Below are 16,587 nucleotides of genomic sequence, written 5' to 3'. Positions count from 1 at the left end.
CTCGTCCGTCAGAGGACGACCGCGCCGACCTCGTCGCCGGCCTCGCGCTCGGCGTCGCTGCGCTCCACGCAGAACTCGTTGCCCTCGGGATCCGCGAGCACGACCCAGCCGCTGCCGTCGGCGTTCCGCCGGTCGGCGACGAGCGACGCTCCGAGGGCCAGCACGCGCTCGACCTCCTCGTCGCGCGTGCGGTCGTCGGGCGCCAGGTCGAGGTGGAGCCGGTTCTTCGCGGTCTTGGGGGTGTCCGCCCGCTGCAGGATGATGCCGAGCCCGGAGACCGGATCGCCCAGCCACGCGGCGTCGTCGCCGGGGAGGTTCGGCTCGTCCGGGTCCTCCGCGAAGCCGGTCACGCCGGCCCAGAAGAGGGAGAGCGCGTGCGGGTCCCCGCAATCGATCGCGACGTGCCGGATCCGCGCGCTCACGGGCGACCGCCTACTTGATCCACCGGATGTTGAGCGGGTAGCGGTAGGGACGTCCGGCCTGGACGCGGGTGCCGCCGATGATCGCGAACACGATGTTGACCACGACCACCGCGAAGATCACGAGGCCGAGGAACAAGCCGATGATGACCCCGAGGACCGGGATGAAGCCGAAGATCACCTGCAGCACGTTGAGGATGACGAGCGCGCCCACCACGTTGATGGTCCAGTTGGTCGCCTCCTTGCCCTCCTGGTCGGTGAACCGGCCGCGTTCGCGGAACACGAGCCACACGATGAACGACGGCACGATGAGGATCGCGAGGAAGTGCGTGAGCGACGCCCACAGGCGGTCCTCGCTCGGGGTGAGCGGAGCGGGCGCGCCGTAGGGGTGGGGATCGGGTGCGGACATCGCGGGGAGCCTCTCGGTGCCGGGCGACGACCGGGGATCGGCGGACGCGGACGGATCGTGGGTGTGGCCTGGCAGCACCGGGCTCGTCCACGGTACCGCCGACGACGCGCGACCGGCAATGCCGACCATCTCCGGACCCGCGGTACGATTGGCAGTCAGGATCGACGAGTGCCAGGAGGGAGCGCCATGGTCTCGGAACGCGGACTCGACGTCCTCCGGGTGATCGTGCAGGACTACGTGTCCTCGCGGGAGCCCGTGGGCTCCAAGTCCATCGTGGAGCGCCACGCCTTCGGGGTCTCGGCCGCCACCATCCGCAACGACATGGCCCTCCTCGAGGAGGAGGAGCTCATCGCCGCCCCGCACACCTCGTCCGGCCGGGTGCCCACCGACAAGGGGTACCGCCTCTTCGTGGACCAGCTCGCCGACGTGCGCCCGCTCACGCCCGCGCAGCGGCAGGCGATCCACGTGTTCCTCGGCGAGTCCGTCGACCTCGACGACGTGCTCGCGCGCACCGTGCGCCTCCTCGCGCAGCTCACCAACCAGGTCGCGCTCGTGCAGTACCCCTCGCTCGCCACCAGCCACGTCAAGCACGTGGAGCTCGTGGCGCTGTCGACCACGCGCGTGCTCACGGTGCTCATCACCGACACGGGCCGCGTCGAGCAGCGCGTCGTCGAGCTCGTGGACGACCCGGACGACGCGTTCCTCGCGCTCATGCGCGCGCGGATCAACCAGGCGGTCGGCGGGCTCGGCCTCGCGGAGGCGGCGACCCGGCTCGAGACGCTGTCCGACGAGGTCGAGCCGGCTCACCGCGCCGCGGCGTCCGTGCTCGCGGGCACGCTCGTCGAGCAGGTGCTCGCGAACCGGCAGGAGCGGCTGCTGCTCGCGGGATCCGCGAACCTCGCCCGCACGGAGCGGGACTTCCCCGGCAGCATCTCGCCCGTCCTCGAGGCCATCGAGGAGCAGGTGGTGCTCCTGCGCCTGCTCGGCGAGATGGAGGCCGACCAGCACGGCGTCTCCGTGAGCATCGGCCGGGAGAACGCCCCGTTCGGCCTCGGGGAGACCAGCGTGCTCACCAGCGGATACAGCTCGTCCGGCGGGGTGCTGGCGCGCCTCGGCGTGCTGGGCCCGACCCGGATGGACTACTCCACCAACATGGCGTCGGTGCGCGCGGTCGCGCGCTACCTCTCCCGCCTGCTCGAGGAGCGGTGACGGCCGCACGCCGGCGCATCGCCCCCTGTTCCCACGACCATCACCACCGAAGGGCCCGACGTGGCTGACCACTACGAAGTACTCGGCGTGAGCCGCGAGGCGACGCCAGAGGAGATCAAGAAGGCGTACCGCAAGCAGGCGCGCCAGCTCCACCCGGACGTCAACGACGCCCCGGACGCCGCCGAGCGGTTCAAGCTCGTGACGCACGCGTACGACGTGCTGTCCGATCCGCAGCAGCGCCAGCAGTACGACCTCGGCCCGCAGGCGGGCTTCGGGGGCGGCGGCCAGGGCTTCGGCGGGTTCGGCGACATCTTCGAGACGTTCTTCGGCGGACAGCAGGGCGGCGGCGGACGCGGCCCGCGCTCGCGCCAGGAGCGCGGCCAGGACGCGCTCCTGCGCGTCGAGGTCGAGCTCGAGGAGGTCATCTTCGGCGTGCACCGCGACCTCGAGATCGACACGGCGGTCGTGTGCGACACGTGCCACGGATCCTGCGCGCAGCCCGGCACGAGCGCCGTCACGTGCGACATCTGCCGCGGCTCCGGCAGCATCCAGCGCCAGGTGCGCTCGCTCCTCGGCAACGTCATGACGTCGAGCCCGTGCGGCACCTGCCGCGGCTACGGCACCGTCATCCCGCACCCGTGCCCCACCTGCCAGGGCCAGGGCCGCGTCCGCGCGCGCCGCACCGTGCCGGTCGACATCCCCGCCGGCGTCGACACGGGCCTCCGCCTCCAGATGCCGGGCTCCGGCGAGGTCGGACCCGCCGGCGGGCCGAACGGCGACCTCTACCTCGAGATCAAGGTCGCGCACCACGACGTCTTCAGCCGCAACGGCGACGACCTGCTCGCCACCGTCGAGGTGAGCATGGTCGACGCGATCCTCGGCAGCGACGCGCGCATCGAGACCCTCGACGGCGACGTGGACCTCGAGCTCCGCCCCGGCATCCAGAGCGCCGAGATCATCACGGTCCGGGGTCGCGGCGTCACGAAGCTCCGCGGCTCCGGGCGCGGCGACCTCAAGATCGGGATCCAGGTGGTCACGCCGCAGAAGCTCGACCACAAGGAGCGCGACCTCATCCAGCAGTTCGCGCGCCGCAACAAGGCGCCGGCCCCGCACCTCGCGCACTTCCAGCAGGGCCTGTTCCAGAAGCTCCGCGACCGCTTCCTCAACGTCTGACCGTGGCGCACTTCCACCTCGCGGACGACCTCGACGCGGCCGACCTCGCCGTCGGCCGCGTCGTCGCGCTCGGACCGCAGGAGTCGCGGCACGCCGTGACGGTCGGGCGGATCCGCGCGGGGGAGGGGCTGCTCGTCGGGGACGGCCGCGGCGTGATCGCGTCGTGCGTCGTCACGACCGCGGACCCGCAGCGCCTGGAGCTGCGCGTGGAGTCCGTGGAGGAGCACCAGGAGCCGTCGCCGCGCGTCGTGCTCGTGCAGGCGCTCGCCAAGGGCGACCGGGACGAGCTCGCCGTGCAGGCCGCGACCGAGCTGGGCGTCGACGCCGTGATCCCCTGGCAGGCGCAGCGCTCCGTCTCCCGCTGGGAGGGCGCGAAGGTCGCCAAGGGCCGGGACCGCTGGCGCGCCATCGTGCGCGAGGCCGTCAAGCAGTCCATCCGGCCGCGCGTGCCCGCGGTGGGGGAGCTCGCGTCCACGAAGGACCTCGTGCGCATGGCGGCTGCCGCGCGCGTGCTGGTCCTCGACCCGACCGCGGACGCGCGGCTGTCCCGGCTCGACCTCACCGCGTCCGGACGCGACGCCACGGCGGACGTGCTGCTCGTCGTGGGACCCGAGGGCGGCATCAGCCCGGCCGAGGTCGAGGCGCTCCGGGCGGCAGGGGCGATCCCGGTCGCGCTGGGGTCCGGGATCCTCCGCACGTCCACCGCGGGACCGGCCGCCCTCGCGCTCGTCAACGCCGCCCTCGGGCGCTGGTGACGTCGCGGGTCCCGCGTAGGCTGGGCGCATGACCAGCACCGCAGAGCCCACCGTGTTCGAGCGCATCGTGGCGCGCGAGATCCCGGCCGAGATCGTCGCGGAGACCGACCGCGTCATCGCCTTCGAGGACATCGCGCCCAAGGCCCCCGTGCACGTGCTCGTGGTGCCGAAGACGGCCGCGTACCGCGACGTCGTCGAGCTCGCCGCGGGCGACCCGGCGCTCCTCGCGGAGGTCGTCGAGATCGCGTCCCGCATCGCCGCCGAGCGCGCGGGCGGCCAGTTCCGCCTCCTCTTCAACACGGGGGCCGAGGCCGGCCAGACCGTCTTCCACGTGCACGCGCACGTGCTCGGCGGCTTCGCCCAGGGGGACCATGTCGGGCTCTGACCCGCGGGGCGGCGCATCCACGGAGGATGACCGCGTCGAGCAGACGGCGACGATGGACGGCGTGCTCATGGTGCGCCTCCTCGGGCCGCAGGACCGGCTGCTCCGGCAGATCGAGCGCGAGCACCCGGACGTCGACGTCCGGGTCCGCGGGAACGAGATCACGCTCGTCGGCACCCGGGCGGACGTGGCCTCGGCCCGTCGGCTCATCGACGAGGTCGTGGCGATGGTGGAGGACGGACAGCACGTGGGACCCCAGGAGATCGAGACGAGCGCGCGCCGGCTCGGCGAGGACGATGCGCGGACCCTGTCCGACGTGCTGAGCGAGGCCATCGTGCAGTCGCGCGGCCGCACCGTCCGGCCGAAGACGCAGGGCCAGAAGCAGTACGTGCAGGCGATCGACGAGAACACCATCGTGTTCGGCATCGGCCCCGCCGGCACGGGCAAGACGTACCTCGCGATGGCCAAGGCCGTCCAGGCGCTGCAGCGCAAGGAGGTCGAGCGGATCATCCTGACGCGCCCGGCCGTCGAGGCGGGGGAGCGGCTCGGCTACCTGCCCGGCTCGCTCACCGACAAGATCGACCCCTACCTCCGGCCGCTGTTCGACGCGCTCAACGAGATGATGGATCCCGAGCTCGTCCCGAAGCTCATGGCCTCCAACACCATCGAGGTCGCCCCGCTCGCCTACATGCGCGGCCGCACGCTCAACAACGCGTTCGTCGTGCTCGACGAGGCGCAGAACACCACGCCCGAGCAGATGAAGATGTTCCTCACCCGCCTCGGCTTCGGCTCGAAGATGGTGGTCACGGGCGACATCACGCAGGTCGACCTGCCCACGGGCTCCAGCGGGCTGCAGCTCGTGACGCGCGTGCTCGACGGGATGGACGACATCCACTTCTCCCGCCTCACGAGCGACGACGTCGTGCGGCACACCCTGGTCGGCCGCATCGTGGACGCGTACACGCGCTACGACGCGGAACGCCAGGCCGCCGACCACCTCCGCGCCGAGCGCCGCACCGCCCCAGGGAGCACCCGATGAGCATCGAGATCAACAACGAGTCGGCCGTCGAGGTCGATGAGCCCCTCATCCAGCGCCTCGCCACGTACGCGCTCGACACGCTGCACGTGCACCCGGACGCGGAGCTCGCCATCGTCATGGTGGACGAGGGTGCGATGGAGCAGCTGCACGTGCAGTGGATGGACGAGCCGGGCCCCACCGACGTCCTCAGCTTCCCCATGGACGAGCTGCGTCCCGGCACCGAGGACCGGCCGACGCCCGCGGGCCTCCTCGGCGACATCGTGGTCTGCCCCCAGGTCGCGGCCGAGCAGGCCATCACGGCCGGGCACTCGACGATGGAGGAGATCCTCCTGCTCACGGCGCACGGCATCCTGCACCTGCTCGGCTTCGACCACGCCGAGCCCGACGAGGAGCGCGAGATGTTCGGCCTCCAGCGCGACATCCTGATCGGGTTCGCCATGAGCGAGCGCGGGCGCTGACCGCCTCGATGCTCACCCTCCTCGTCCCCGCGTTCCTCCTGGTCGTGCTCGGCGGCCTCTTCGCCGCCGCCGAGTCCGCCATCTCGTCGCTGTCCCGGGCGGACATCCAGGAGCTCGCGGCCACCTCGCGCGCCCGCCGCTCCATGCTCGCCATCTCCGTCGACACGGGCGCGTACATCAACGCGCTCGGGTTCGTGCGGATCATCGCCGAGACGGGCGCCGCGGTGCTCGTCACGCTCGCGCTGGCCTCCGCGATCGACGAGTGGTGGATCACCCTGCTGGTGGCCGCCGCGATCATGACGGGCGTCTCGTTCGTGCTCGTGGGCGCCAGCCCGCGCTCGGTGGGCCGGGTGCACGCCCGCCCGCTGCTCGCGTGGACGGCGCTGCTCGTGCGGGTGATCCGCGTGGCCATCGGCCCCGTCGCCGACGCCCTCGTCGCCCTCGGCAACCGCGTCACGCCCGGCCGCCCCAAGACCGTCGCGACGTTCACCAGCGAGGAGCAGCTGCTCAGCATGGTGGACGAGGCCACCGAGCTCGAGGTGCTCGAGGAGGACGACCGGGAGCTCATCCACTCGATCTTCGAGTTCAACGACACGGTCGTGCGCGAGGTGATGATCCCGCGCACCGACATGGTGGTCGTGGAGCAGACCGCGCACGTCGGCTCCGCGCTCGGCCTCTTCCTGTCCCGCGGCATCTCGCGGGCGCCGGTGACGGGACGCGACTCCGACGAGATCGAGGGCGTCCTGTACCTCCGCGACCTCGCGCGCATGGTCTACGAGCGGCCCGAGGAGGCGGAGCGCACCACGGTGGACCAGCTCGCGCGCCCCGCCGTGTTCGTCCCCGAGTCGCAGAAGGCCGACGCGCTGCTCCGGCAGATGCAGCTCGAGTCGAACCACCTCGCGATGGTGGTGGACGAGTACGGCGGCATCGCCGGCCTCGTCACGCTCGAGGACCTCATCGAGGAGCTCGTGGGCGACATCAGCGACGAGTACGACCGCGACGTCCCCGAGTTCGAGGACCTGGGCGACGGCGTGTACCGTGTGAGCGCCCGGCTGCCGATCGACGAGCTGGGCGACCTGTTCGGCCTCGAGCTCGACGACGACGACGTGGACAGCGCAGGCGGACTCCTCGCGAAGACCCTGGGGCGCCTGCCCGAGCGGGGGTCCGTGGTGCGCGTCGGCGGGCTCGTCCTCACGGCCGACCGGGTCGAGGGGCGCCGCACGCGCATCAGCACGATCCTCGTCGAGCGCGACCGCGCGGGCGATGCCGACGACGACAACGAGGCGGCCCCCGCGGGCGCCGCCGCCAGCAGAGGACACGACCATGACTGATGCCCGGGACGACGGGATGCCCGACGAGACGGCGGCAGAGGCGATGGTCGAGGCGACCGCCGCGCCCGCCCCGCTGTCGGACGAGGCGTGGGGCATCGACCGCGACGCCGAGCCGTCGCGCGCGAAGCGCAAGCCGCGCGGGGGAGCGCCCGCCTACCGTGCCGGCTTCGTGTCCTTCGTGGGCCGCCCGAACGTGGGCAAGTCGACGCTGACCAACGCGCTGGTGGGCGAGAAGGTCGCCATCACGAGCTCCAAGCCGCAGACGACGCGCAAGGCCATCCGCGGCATCGTGCACCGGCCGGACGGGCAGCTCATCCTCGTCGACACCCCCGGGATCCACCGCCCGCGCACGCTCCTCGGCGAGCGGCTCAACGCGCTGGTGCAGACGACGCTCGGCGACGTCGACGTCATCGGCCTGTGCATCCCGGCGGACGAGCGGATCGGCCCGGGCGACCGCTTCATCAACGAGCAGCTCGACGAGTACCCGCGCGCCCGCAAGATCGCCATCGTCACGAAGACCGACTCGGCCTCGCGGCACGCCGTCGCCGAGCAGCTGCTCGCCGTGCAGGAGCTGCGCGACTGGGACGCCATCGTGCCGGTCTCGGCCGTCGAGGCGATCCAGCTCGACGCGCTGGTGGGCGAGCTCCTGAAGGCGCTTCCCGTCTCCGAGCAGCTCTACCCGTCCGACGCCGTCACGGAGGAGGGGCTCGAGGCGCGCATCTCGGAGCTCATCCGCGAGGCCGCGCTGGAGGGGGTGCAGGACGAGCTGCCGCACTCGCTCGCCGTGACCATCGACGACATGATCCAGCGCGAGGACAAGGAGCTCCTCGAGATCTACGCGAACCTCTTCGTCGAGCGCGACAGCCAGAAGGGCATCGTCATCGGAGCCCAGGGGTCGCGGCTGAAGCACGTGGGGCAGGTGGCGCGCGCGCAGATCGAGCCGCTCGTCGGGACGCGCGTGTTCCTGTCGCTCCGCGTGAAGATCGCGAAGGACTGGCAGCGCGACCCGAAGCTGCTCGGCCGCCTCGGCTTCTGACCCGCGGGGCGCCGAGCCGTACATCCCGCGGATGAGATCGGGGCGCCTCCGCGGGGATCCTCGGCCCGCGGAGGCACCCGGGACGGGCGCGGCACGTACGGTGGTCGCATGCTCCGACGGATCCCGAGGTACCAGCTCGTCCTCGACGTCGTCCTCGCGGCGGCCTTCGTCGTCCTCCTCGCCCCCGGGTCGGTGGGCGTCGCCGCCGCCAGCGCGTTCGGGGTCTTCTCGTTCACGACCTCCGAGGTCTCGCTGGTCCTCGTGCTCCTCATGGGCGCCGCCCTCGCCGTGCGGCGGCTGGCGCCCGGGCTCTCGCTCGCCGTCGCGTGGGCGGGCGCGGTCATCCAGATGGGGGCGGGAGCCGCCGTCGAGCCCGGCGACATCGCCATCGCCGGCGTCGTCTACTGCACCGCCGCGTACGGGGGCCGCATCACCCGCGCCCTCGGCCTCACGTCCGCCATCGTCGGCGGCGTGGTGGCCGCCCTGTACCTGTCGTACGCCGCGGGCCGCGTCCCCGTCGGCCGGCTCGCGTTCAGCACGGGGGAGTGGGCCGACTTCGCCACCCTCTTCCTGTTCCTCCTCCTCTGCGCGTGGAGCGTGCTGCTCGCATCGTGGACGGCGGGCCGCCTCGTCGTCGCGTCCCGCGCGTCGCACGCGAGCCGCGACGCGCAGGAGGCCGCCGAGCGCGACCAGGCCCGCGCGCTGCAGGACGTCGTCGTCGAGCAGGAGCGCAACCGCATCGCGCGGGACATGCACGACGTGGTCGCCCACTCGCTCGCCGTGGTGATCGCCCAGGCCGACGGCGCCCGCTACGCCCGGCTGGTGGATCCCGAGGCCGCGGACGAGGCGCTGCGCACCATCTCCACCACCGCGCGGCAGGCGCTCGGCGACGTGCGCATCCTGCTGGCGCAGCTCCGCCACAGCGAGGACGACGCCCCGCAGCCCGAGCTCAAGGAGCTGAGCGACCTCATCGACCAGATGCGCTCCACGGGCCTCACGATCGAGTTCCTGGAGACGGGCCAGCCCGGAGAGTTCGGCACCGGGCAGCAGCTCGCCGTGTACCGGATCGTGCAGGAGGCGCTCACCAACGTGCTGCGCCACGGCGACGTCGGGCACGCCGTCGAGGTGGAGCTCGCGTGGGAGCCGGACGGCGTCTCGGTGTCGGTGCGCAGCCGGACGCTCCCGGATCCGGTGCGCCCGCCACGCACCGCGACCGGCATCATCGCCCTGCCCGTGCTGCCTCCCGCCCCCGTCACCCCCGCGCAGCCCGTCGGCCACGGCCTCGCCGGGATGCGCGAGCGCGCCACGCTGTCCGGCGGCCGCTTCTCCGCGGGCGTGCGCGAGGGCGTGTGGACCGTGTCCGCCTGGATCCCGTTCGCGCCGGCCACGCGCCCCGTGCCCCGCGTGCCGGTCGACGGCGCGTCCGTCGGCACGGGGGCGGACGCGCCGAGCCGCGCCCTCACCCTCGACGAGCTGTTCCCGCCGGAGGCCGCGGCCGCGGGAACCGCGACGCCCGGCCTGCCCGCCGCGCACCTCAGCCCGCACCGCACCGCGGCGGCGCGCGGGGCCGCGGCCGCCGCACGTCGCGCCCGCGACGACCGGCCCGCCGGATCCTGACCCGCAACGCCCGCGCGATACGCTCCCCCCGCCGACCTCGATCGAAGGACCCTCCGTGCCCACCCCACCCATCCGCGTCGCCCTGGTCGACGACCAGGCCCTGTTCCGCACGGGCGTCCGCATGCTCATCTCCTCGCAGCCCGACCTGGAGTTCGCCGGCGAGGCCGCCAACGGCCAGGAGGCCGTGGAGCTCGCGCGCACCGAGCGCCCCGACGTGATCCTCATGGATATCCGCATGCCGGTGATGGACGGGATCCAGGCGACCGCCGAGGTCCTGCGCGCGGCCGACGCGCGGGGCGATCGCCCGCCGCGCGTCCTCGTCCTCACCACGTTCGACCTCGACGAGAGCGCCGCGCGCGCCATCCGGGCGGGGGCGAGCGGCTTCGTCCTCAAGGACGCCGACCCCGAGTTCCTGCTCGCCGCCATCCGCACCGTGCACGCCGGCAACTCGGTCATCGCCGCGTCGGCCACGCGGCAGCTGCTCGAGCACTTCGACCCGGGTTCCCGGCCGCGGGTCGCGCCGCCCGCCTTCGCCGCGCTGACCGCCCGGGAGCGGGAGATCTTCGTCCTCGCCGCACGGGGGCTCAGCAACGCCGAGATCGCGCAGGCCGAGTTCCTGAGCGAGGCGACGGTGAAGACGCACGTGAGCCGCATCCTCGCGAAGCTGAGCCTCCGCGATCGCGTGCAGCTCGTGGTCTTCGCCTTCGAGCACCGGCTCACGGGGACGCAGCCGCAGGGCTAGCCGTTCCGGCCCGCCCCCCGCGGGCCCTCGGGCGCGTGGGCTAGATTCGAACGCCTTCGCTTCCGCACCAGAGGACCACCGTGCTCCACGATCTCGCCGACCTGCCCATCATCTCCGCGTCGTTCGTGACCGCGGCGGCGCTCGTGCCGGCGTTCCTCCTGGTCCTCCTCGCCGTCGTCGCCCGTCGCGCGCGCCTGCGCCGCGGGGCCCGGGCGGCGGATCCGCGGCGCACGCTCGCCGAGACCGCCCTCGCCGCGGGTCTCGGCGCCCTCGCCGGCCTCGCGCTCGCGTTCGTCCTCGGCGACGTGCTCGACCTCTTCGGCGTCGTGCTGTCGACCGGCACCCGGGGGTGGACGGCCATCGGCGGCATGGGCCTCGGCCTCGCCGCCATCACGCTGGCCCGGTCCGGACGCAGCGTCACGGGCGTCGGGGGGACGCAGCCGCCGCCACGACGCCTGCGCGTCCTGCACACGGCGCTCGGCGTCCTCGTGGTGCCGCTCGTCGTCCTCGCCTCCGCCGTCGGCATCAACGCCGACGTGGAGGAGTACCCGAACATCGCGGCCGCGTTCGGCCTCACGCGCGTGCTCCCGCTCGACCTGACCGCGCTGCCGTCGCCGGACGGCGCCGCTCCCGCGTCGACGGGTCCCCTCGAGGACAGCTGGCAGCCGGCGGAGGCGCTCCCGCTGCGCGGACGGCTGGGCACGACCACCATCCCCGCGACGCAGTCGGGGTTCGCCGCCCGGGAGGCCCTCGTCTACCTGCCCCCGGCCGCGCTGGTCGCCGACGCCCCGGCCCTCCCCGTGGTCGTCGCCATGTCCGGCCAGCCGGGATCGCCCGTCGACCTGTTCGCCTCCGGCCGGCTCGACAGGGTGATGGACCAGTACGCGAGCGCGCACCGCGGCCTCGCCCCCATCGTCGTCGTGCCCGACCAGCTCGGCGCGCCCGAGGACAACCCCATGTGCGTGGACTCACCGCTCGGCCGATCGGCCACCTACCTGACGGTGGACGTCCCCGCGTGGATCCAGGCGAACCTCCGCGTGCTCCCCGACCGCACCGCGTGGTCGGTGCTCGGCTTCTCCCAGGGCGGCACGTGCGCCGCGCAGCTGGGGGCCGGCCACCCCGACCTGTTCGGCTCCCTGGTGGACATCTCGGGCGAGATGGCCCCGACCATCGGAGCCGACACCGTGCAGGACGCGTTCAACGGATCCCAGGCGCAGTACGCCGCCGCGTTCCCCGCGGCGATCATGGAGGCGAGGAGCCCGTACGCCGACATGGCCGGGTTCTTCTGCGCGGGCGAGGACGACCAGCAGTACCGTCCTCAGGTGGAGCAGGTGGAGGCGGCGGCGCGGGCGTCCGGCATGACGGCCCACCTGAGCGTCTCCCCGGGCACCTCGCACGACTGGGGCACCGTGAACTGGTGCGCGCAGGACGCGCTGCCCGCGCTCGGCCAGCGGCTGGGCCTCACGCGATGACGGCGGGATCGCGCCCGTTCACGCTCGTGGGCGCCGCGCGCGCCATCGGCGCCCGGCTCCTCGCGCAGCGCGTGACGCTGGCCATCGCGCTCGTGGTCCTGGTGCTGGCGGTGCTGCCCGCCGTCTCCGACGTCTGGCGCCGCGTCGTCCACCACCAGCTGGCGACCGGCTACATGGCCGTGGTCGAGCGCGGGCACTGGTGGACCACCGCGACGGCCGCGTTCCTCACCGACGGGCCGGTGGAGCTGATCGTCTCGCTCGTCGCGATCCTCGTGCTGGTGGGCGTCGCGGAGCGGCTCATGGGCTGGTGGCGCACGCTCCTCGGGTTCGTGCTGACCGGCGCGGTCGGATCGCTCCTCGGCATCGCCGTGCAGGCGCTCGGGCTCGTGGACGGCGAGCTCTGGTCGCACGGCGTGCGCGGCGTGGCGACGGCGGATCCCCTCACGGCGGTGGCGGGGGTGCTCGCGCTCTCGAGCGCGTGGGCCGGCGTCCTGTGGCGGAGGCGGATCCGCGTCGTGCTCGTCGTGGTGGTGCTCGTGTTCCTGCTCTACTCGGGCCAGCCGAGCGACCTCTACCGCCTCCTCGCGATCCTCGTCGGCGGCGTCCTCGGCGGACTGCTGCACCGCCCCGCGGGCGGAGCGCGCTGGCAGCGCAGCTCCCACCACGAGGTGCGCGTCATCCTCGCGACGGTCGTCGCCATCCTCGGCACGGGTCCCGCGATCGCCCTGCTGTCCCGCAGCCGCTACGGCCCGCTCGCGCCCATCGCGCTGCTGTTCGTCGACGACCGGGTGCCGGGGGACGCGATCTCCACCCGCTGCCTCTCGAGCGACTTCACGCACGACTGCCTGCAGGAGATCATGCTCGCCCGCATCGGGGGCGGCGTCGGCCCGATCCTGCTCTCGGTGGCGCCGCTGCTCGCCCTGCTGGTCGCCGCGTACGGCCTCGCCCGCGGGCGGCGCTTCGCCGTGTGGCTGGCGGTGAGCGTCAACCTGCTCCTCGCCGTGCTGTCCGCGTACGCGTTCGGCATGCTCGTGCACCGCGACATGGTCTCGCCGCGCCTGTCCGCGTCCCCGTCCGCGCACCCGGAGGCGGTGGCCGCGCTCGTGGCGTCGGTGACGCTGCCGCTCGGCAGCGCGATCGTCCTCGTGCTCCTGCGCCGGCACTTCACGATCCTGTCGACGGCCCCCGCGATCCGGCGCTTCCTCGTGACCACGGGCGTCGCCCTGGCCGGGCTCATGGCGCTCTTCGTGGCCACCGGGCTGGCGCTCTCCGACGCCTTCACCCGGCCGGTCGACCTCAACGACCTGCTGGCCGAGGCGCCCGACCGCTTCATCCCGGCGTCGTTCCTGCGCGGCGAGTCGCTCGACTTCCTGCCGACCGACCCCATCACCGACGTCGTCTACCGCGGCGTCGGCCCGGTGTTCTGGATCATCCTGGTGATCGCGAGCCTGCGCGCGATCGCGGACGTCCGCATCGCCGCCGTGCCGCGGGCGCAGGCGCGCGTCGCGCCCGCCCTCCGCCGCGGCGCGATCGGCTCGCTGTCGCACATGGCGACGTGGCCGGGCAACTCGTACTGGATCGCCGCCGACGGGCAGACGGTCGTGGCCTACCGCGTCGTGGGCAGCGTCGCCATCACGACGGCCGCGCCGCTCGGCCCGCCGGACGACGACGCGGCGCTCCGCGACGTGCTCGGCCAGTTCGCGCGCTTCGCCGACGACAACGGGTGGACGCCCGTCTTCTACAGCGTGCCCGCGTCCATGAGCCCGCTGTTCCGCGACATGGGCTGGGAGACGCTCGTCGTCGCCGAGGAGACCGTGGTGCGACCCGGCACCTGGCAGACCACGGGCAAGAAGTGGCAGGACGTGCGCACGTCCATCAACCGGGCCGACCGGGCCGGCATCCGCGCCGAGTGGACCACCTGGGCGGAGCTGCCGCTCGCATGGGCGAGCCAGATCGAGCAGATGTCCGAGGAGTGGGTCGCGGAGAAGGAGCTCCCCGAGATGGGCTTCACGCTGGGCGGCGTGGAGGAGCTGCGGGATCCCGCCGTGCGGCTCATGCTCGCCATCGACGCCGACGACCACGTCCAGGCCGCCACGAGCTGGCTCCCCACCTGGCGTGACGGCGAGGTGGTGGGCTGGACGCTCGACTTCATGCGTCGCCGGCCGGACGGCATCAACGGCGTGATGGAGTTCCTCATCGCCCGCTCGGCCATGCGGATGAAGGAGGACGGCATCGAGTTCATGAGCCTGTCCGCCGCGCCGCTCGCGCAGACCCGCGCCGCGTCGCCGCGGGACGAGGACGAGGAGGCCGGCGCGGGCGCGGATGGCCAGGAGGGCGCCGTCGAGCGGATCCTCGAGTTCCTCGCCGACTCGCTCGAGCCCGTCTACGGCTTCCGCTCGCTGCTGGAGTTCAAGCGCAAGTTCCAGCCGGAGCTCGTGCCGCTGATCATGGCCTACCCGGACGCGACCGCCCTGCCGACCGTGGGCCTCGCGCTCACGCGCGCGTACCTCCCGTCGACGTCCGTGCGCGACCTCACGCGCGTGCTCCGCTCCGCCCGCTGAGCGGCGCGCGCCGCCCGGCACCGATGGCCGCGACGGGTGCGGATCCCCGCGGAGCCGGTGTACCGTGGATCCATGCAGTCCGGCCGCCTCCTCCTTAGTCGCCGCGGCGAGGCCTGATCCGGCCCTCCTCGTCGCGGAGTCCCGTCACGGCTGACCCGAGATCGACGAGGAGACGACCATGAAGAGCACGCAGACCCCCAGCGGGATGCCCGTCCACAAGTACCGCCCGTACCACGAGCAGATCGCGGTCGACCTGCCCGACCGCACGTGGCCCACCCGCCGCATCACGGAGGCGCCGCGCTGGTGCGCGGTCGACCTGCGCGACGGCAACCAGGCGCTCATCGACCCGATGAGCCCCGAGCGCAAGCGGATCATGTTCGACCTGCTGGTGCGCATGGGCTACAAGGAGATCGAGGTCGGCTTCCCGTCGGCCAGCCAGACCGACTTCGACTTCGTGCGCAGCCTCATCGAGGAGGGCGCGATCCCGGACGACGTCACGATCCAGGTCCTCACGCAGGCGCGCGAGCACCTCATCGCCCGCACCTACGAGTCGCTGCGCGGCGCGAAGCAGGCCATCGTCCACCTGTACAACTCGACGAGCGTCCTCCAGCGCGACGTCGTCTTCCGCACGGACCGCCAGGGGATCATCGACATCGCGCTCGAGGGCGCGCGCCTCTGCAAGCGGTACGAGGAGACGATCCCCGAGGTGGACGTCTACTACGAGTACTCGCCCGAGAGCTACACCGGCACCGAGCTCGAGTTCGCCGCGGAGATCTGCAACCGCGTCGTCGAGGTGTTCGACCCGACGCCCGAGCGCAAGGTGATCCTCAACCTGCCGGCCACCGTCGAGATGGCGACCCCGAACGTCTACGCGGACTCCATCGAGTGGATGTGCCGCCACATCGACCGCCGCGACGAGGTCCTCGTCTCGCTGCACCCGCACAACGACCGCGGCACGGCCGTGGCCGCCGCGGAGCTCGGCTACCTGGCCGGCGCCGACCGCATCGAGGGCTGCCTCTTCGGCAACGGGGAGCGCACGGGCAACGTCGACCTCGTCGCGCTCGGCATCAACCTGTTCACGCAGGGCATCGACCCCGAGATCGACTTCAGCGACCTCGACGGCATCAAGCGCACGGCCGAGCACTGCAACCAGCTGGCGGTGCCCGAGCGGAGCCCGTGGGCGGGCGACCTCGTGTACACGGCGTTCAGCGGATCCCACCAGGACGCCATCAAGAAGGGCTTCGAGGCGATGGCCGCCGACGCCGCGGCGCGGGGCGTCACCGTGGACGAGATACCGTGGGCCGTGCCGTACCTGCCGGTCGACCCGCAGGACCTCGGCCGCTCCTACGAGGCCGTGATCCGCGTCAACTCGCAGTCGGGCAAGGGCGGCGTCGCGTACCTGCTGAAGGCCGACCACTCGCTCGACCTGCCGCGCCGCCTGCAGATCGAGTTCTCCGGCGTCGTGCAGGCCACGACCGACGCCGAGGGCGGCGAGGTCACGAGCGCGCAGATCTGGTCGATCTTCCAGGACGAGTACCTCCCCGCGCCGCTCGACCGGGCCGAGGAGAAGTGGGGCCGGTTCGAGCTCACCTCCACGCGCACGTCGAGCGACATGGGCGGATCCGTCTCCCTCGACGTGGAGCTGCGCGACGGCGACGAGGTGCGCGCGGCGTCCGCGTCCGGCAACGGGCCCATCGCCGCGTTCCTGCAGGTGCTGGCCGACCAGGGCGTCGACGTGCGCCTCCTCGACTACGTGGAGCACGCGCTGAGCGCGAGCGGCGACGCGCTGGCCGCGTCGTACGTGGAGCTCGAGGTCGAGGGCGTGCGCCTCTGGGGCGTCGGCATCGACGAGGACAGCTCGACCGCGTCGCTCGAGGCGATCGTCTCCGGGGTCAACCGGGCGATCCGCCGCACCGTGCGCGAGCCGGAGCTGGCCGCGGTCTGATCCGCGCCGCGCGATGTCGCGGACGCACCACGGCCAGGC

The 16,587-nt window shown here is 73.1% G+C and carries 15 protein-coding genes; 13 read left to right on the top strand and 2 right to left on the bottom strand.

Going from position 1 to position 16,587, the window contains the following annotated elements:
• Nucleotides 1–8 precede the first annotated feature (8 nt).
• The gene (locus ITJ44_RS01505) at nt 9–422 is read right to left on the bottom strand and encodes a VOC family protein (protein WP_194633023.1); all 414 of its coding nucleotides are present in this window, start codon (nt 420–422) and stop codon (nt 9–11) included.
• A 10-nt stretch (nt 423–432) separates the two neighbouring features.
• Complete coding sequence (locus tag ITJ44_RS01500; RefSeq protein ID WP_194633022.1) at nt 433–828, bottom strand: DUF4870 domain-containing protein; 396 nt, start codon at nt 826–828, stop codon at nt 433–435.
• 186 nt (nt 829–1,014) lie between these two features.
• On the opposite strand from ITJ44_RS01500, the gene hrcA reads away from it, so the two are divergent.
• The 13 genes from hrcA (at nt 1,015) to leuA (ending at nt 16,548) form a co-directional block, all read left to right on the top strand.
• Nucleotides 1,015–2,037 carry a heat-inducible transcriptional repressor HrcA gene (hrcA, locus tag ITJ44_RS01495; protein WP_194633021.1) on the top strand — a complete coding sequence of 341 codons (1,023 nt, stop codon included), beginning with the start codon at nt 1,015–1,017 and terminating at the stop codon, nt 2,035–2,037.
• Between the two features lie 60 nt (nt 2,038–2,097).
• Entirely contained in the window at nt 2,098–3,210 is a 1,113-nt protein-coding gene (gene dnaJ, locus ITJ44_RS01490; protein WP_194633020.1) for a molecular chaperone DnaJ, read from the top strand.
• Nucleotides 3,211–3,212: 2 nt separating this feature from the next.
• A complete protein-coding gene (locus tag ITJ44_RS01485) occupies nt 3,213–3,965 on the top strand; it encodes a 16S rRNA (uracil(1498)-N(3))-methyltransferase (RefSeq protein ID WP_194633019.1) in 753 nt (250 codons plus the stop codon).
• Between the two features lie 28 nt (nt 3,966–3,993).
• Nucleotides 3,994–4,350, top strand: a complete 357-nt coding sequence (locus tag ITJ44_RS01480) for a histidine triad nucleotide-binding protein (protein WP_194633018.1) — start codon at nt 3,994–3,996, stop codon at nt 4,348–4,350.
• Nucleotides 4,337–5,386 carry a PhoH family protein gene (locus ITJ44_RS01475; protein ID WP_194633017.1) on the top strand — a complete coding sequence of 350 codons (1,050 nt, stop codon included), beginning with the start codon at nt 4,337–4,339 and terminating at the stop codon, nt 5,384–5,386. The genes ITJ44_RS01480 and ITJ44_RS01475 overlap by 14 nt, the downstream gene beginning before the upstream one ends.
• Entirely contained in the window at nt 5,383–5,844 is a 462-nt protein-coding gene (gene ybeY / locus ITJ44_RS01470) for an rRNA maturation RNase YbeY (RefSeq protein WP_194633016.1), read from the top strand. The genes ITJ44_RS01475 and ybeY overlap by 4 nt, the downstream gene beginning before the upstream one ends.
• 8 nt (nt 5,845–5,852) lie before the next feature.
• Nucleotides 5,853–7,175 carry a hemolysin family protein gene (locus ITJ44_RS01465; protein WP_194633015.1) on the top strand — a complete coding sequence of 441 codons (1,323 nt, stop codon included), beginning with the start codon at nt 5,853–5,855 and terminating at the stop codon, nt 7,173–7,175.
• The gene (gene era, locus ITJ44_RS01460; RefSeq protein ID WP_228494457.1) at nt 7,168–8,211 is read left to right on the top strand and encodes a GTPase Era; all 1,044 of its coding nucleotides are present in this window, start codon (nt 7,168–7,170) and stop codon (nt 8,209–8,211) included. The genes ITJ44_RS01465 and era overlap by 8 nt, the downstream gene beginning before the upstream one ends.
• 108 nt (nt 8,212–8,319) lie before the next feature.
• On the top strand, nt 8,320–9,828 hold the full coding sequence (locus tag ITJ44_RS01455; protein WP_194633014.1) for a sensor histidine kinase: 1,509 nt from the start codon (nt 8,320–8,322) through the stop codon (nt 9,826–9,828).
• 55 nt (nt 9,829–9,883) lie between these two features.
• Nucleotides 9,884–10,570 (top strand): response regulator transcription factor, encoded by a 687-nt coding sequence (locus ITJ44_RS01450; RefSeq protein ID WP_194633013.1) that lies wholly within the window; start codon nt 9,884–9,886, stop codon nt 10,568–10,570.
• A gap of 80 nt (nt 10,571–10,650) precedes the next feature.
• Entirely contained in the window at nt 10,651–12,042 is a 1,392-nt protein-coding gene (locus ITJ44_RS01445; RefSeq protein ID WP_194633012.1) for an alpha/beta fold hydrolase, read from the top strand.
• Nucleotides 12,039–14,603, top strand: a complete 2,565-nt coding sequence (locus ITJ44_RS01440) for a phosphatidylglycerol lysyltransferase domain-containing protein (RefSeq protein WP_194633011.1) — start codon at nt 12,039–12,041, stop codon at nt 14,601–14,603. The genes ITJ44_RS01445 and ITJ44_RS01440 overlap by 4 nt, the downstream gene beginning before the upstream one ends.
• A gap of 178 nt (nt 14,604–14,781) precedes the next feature.
• Nucleotides 14,782–16,548: a 2-isopropylmalate synthase gene (gene leuA, locus ITJ44_RS01435; RefSeq protein ID WP_194633010.1), complete on the top strand. Its 1,767-nt coding sequence runs from the start codon at nt 14,782–14,784 to the stop codon at nt 16,546–16,548.
• Nucleotides 16,549–16,587 lie beyond the last annotated feature (39 nt).

It is taken from the genome of Clavibacter sp. VKM Ac-2873 (assembly GCF_015351075.1).
Lineage (GTDB): Bacteria > Actinomycetota > Actinomycetes > Actinomycetales > Microbacteriaceae > Clavibacter.
This window is presented reverse-complemented; position numbering and strand designations above follow the sequence as displayed.

What these genes read in the sequence shown, in the direction of transcription:
- ITJ44_RS01500 (WP_194633022.1), bottom strand. Translation starts at nt 828, where the DNA reads ATGTCCGCACCCGATCCCCACCCCTACGGCGCGCCCGCTCCGCTCACC.
- hrcA (WP_194633021.1), top strand. Translation starts at nt 1,015, where the DNA reads ATGGTCTCGGAACGCGGACTCGACGTCCTCCGGGTGATCGTGCAGGAC.
- ITJ44_RS01480 (WP_194633018.1), top strand. Translation starts at nt 3,994, where the DNA reads ATGACCAGCACCGCAGAGCCCACCGTGTTCGAGCGCATCGTGGCGCGC.
- ITJ44_RS01475 (WP_194633017.1), top strand. Translation starts at nt 4,337, where the DNA reads ATGTCGGGCTCTGACCCGCGGGGCGGCGCATCCACGGAGGATGACCGC.
- ybeY (WP_194633016.1), top strand. Translation starts at nt 5,383, where the DNA reads ATGAGCATCGAGATCAACAACGAGTCGGCCGTCGAGGTCGATGAGCCC.
- ITJ44_RS01465 (WP_194633015.1), top strand. Translation starts at nt 5,853, where the DNA reads ATGCTCACCCTCCTCGTCCCCGCGTTCCTCCTGGTCGTGCTCGGCGGC.
- era (WP_228494457.1), top strand. Translation starts at nt 7,168, where the DNA reads ATGACTGATGCCCGGGACGACGGGATGCCCGACGAGACGGCGGCAGAG.
- ITJ44_RS01455 (WP_194633014.1), top strand. Translation starts at nt 8,320, where the DNA reads ATGCTCCGACGGATCCCGAGGTACCAGCTCGTCCTCGACGTCGTCCTC.
- ITJ44_RS01440 (WP_194633011.1), top strand. Translation starts at nt 12,039, where the DNA reads ATGACGGCGGGATCGCGCCCGTTCACGCTCGTGGGCGCCGCGCGCGCC.
- leuA (WP_194633010.1), top strand. Translation starts at nt 14,782, where the DNA reads ATGAAGAGCACGCAGACCCCCAGCGGGATGCCCGTCCACAAGTACCGC.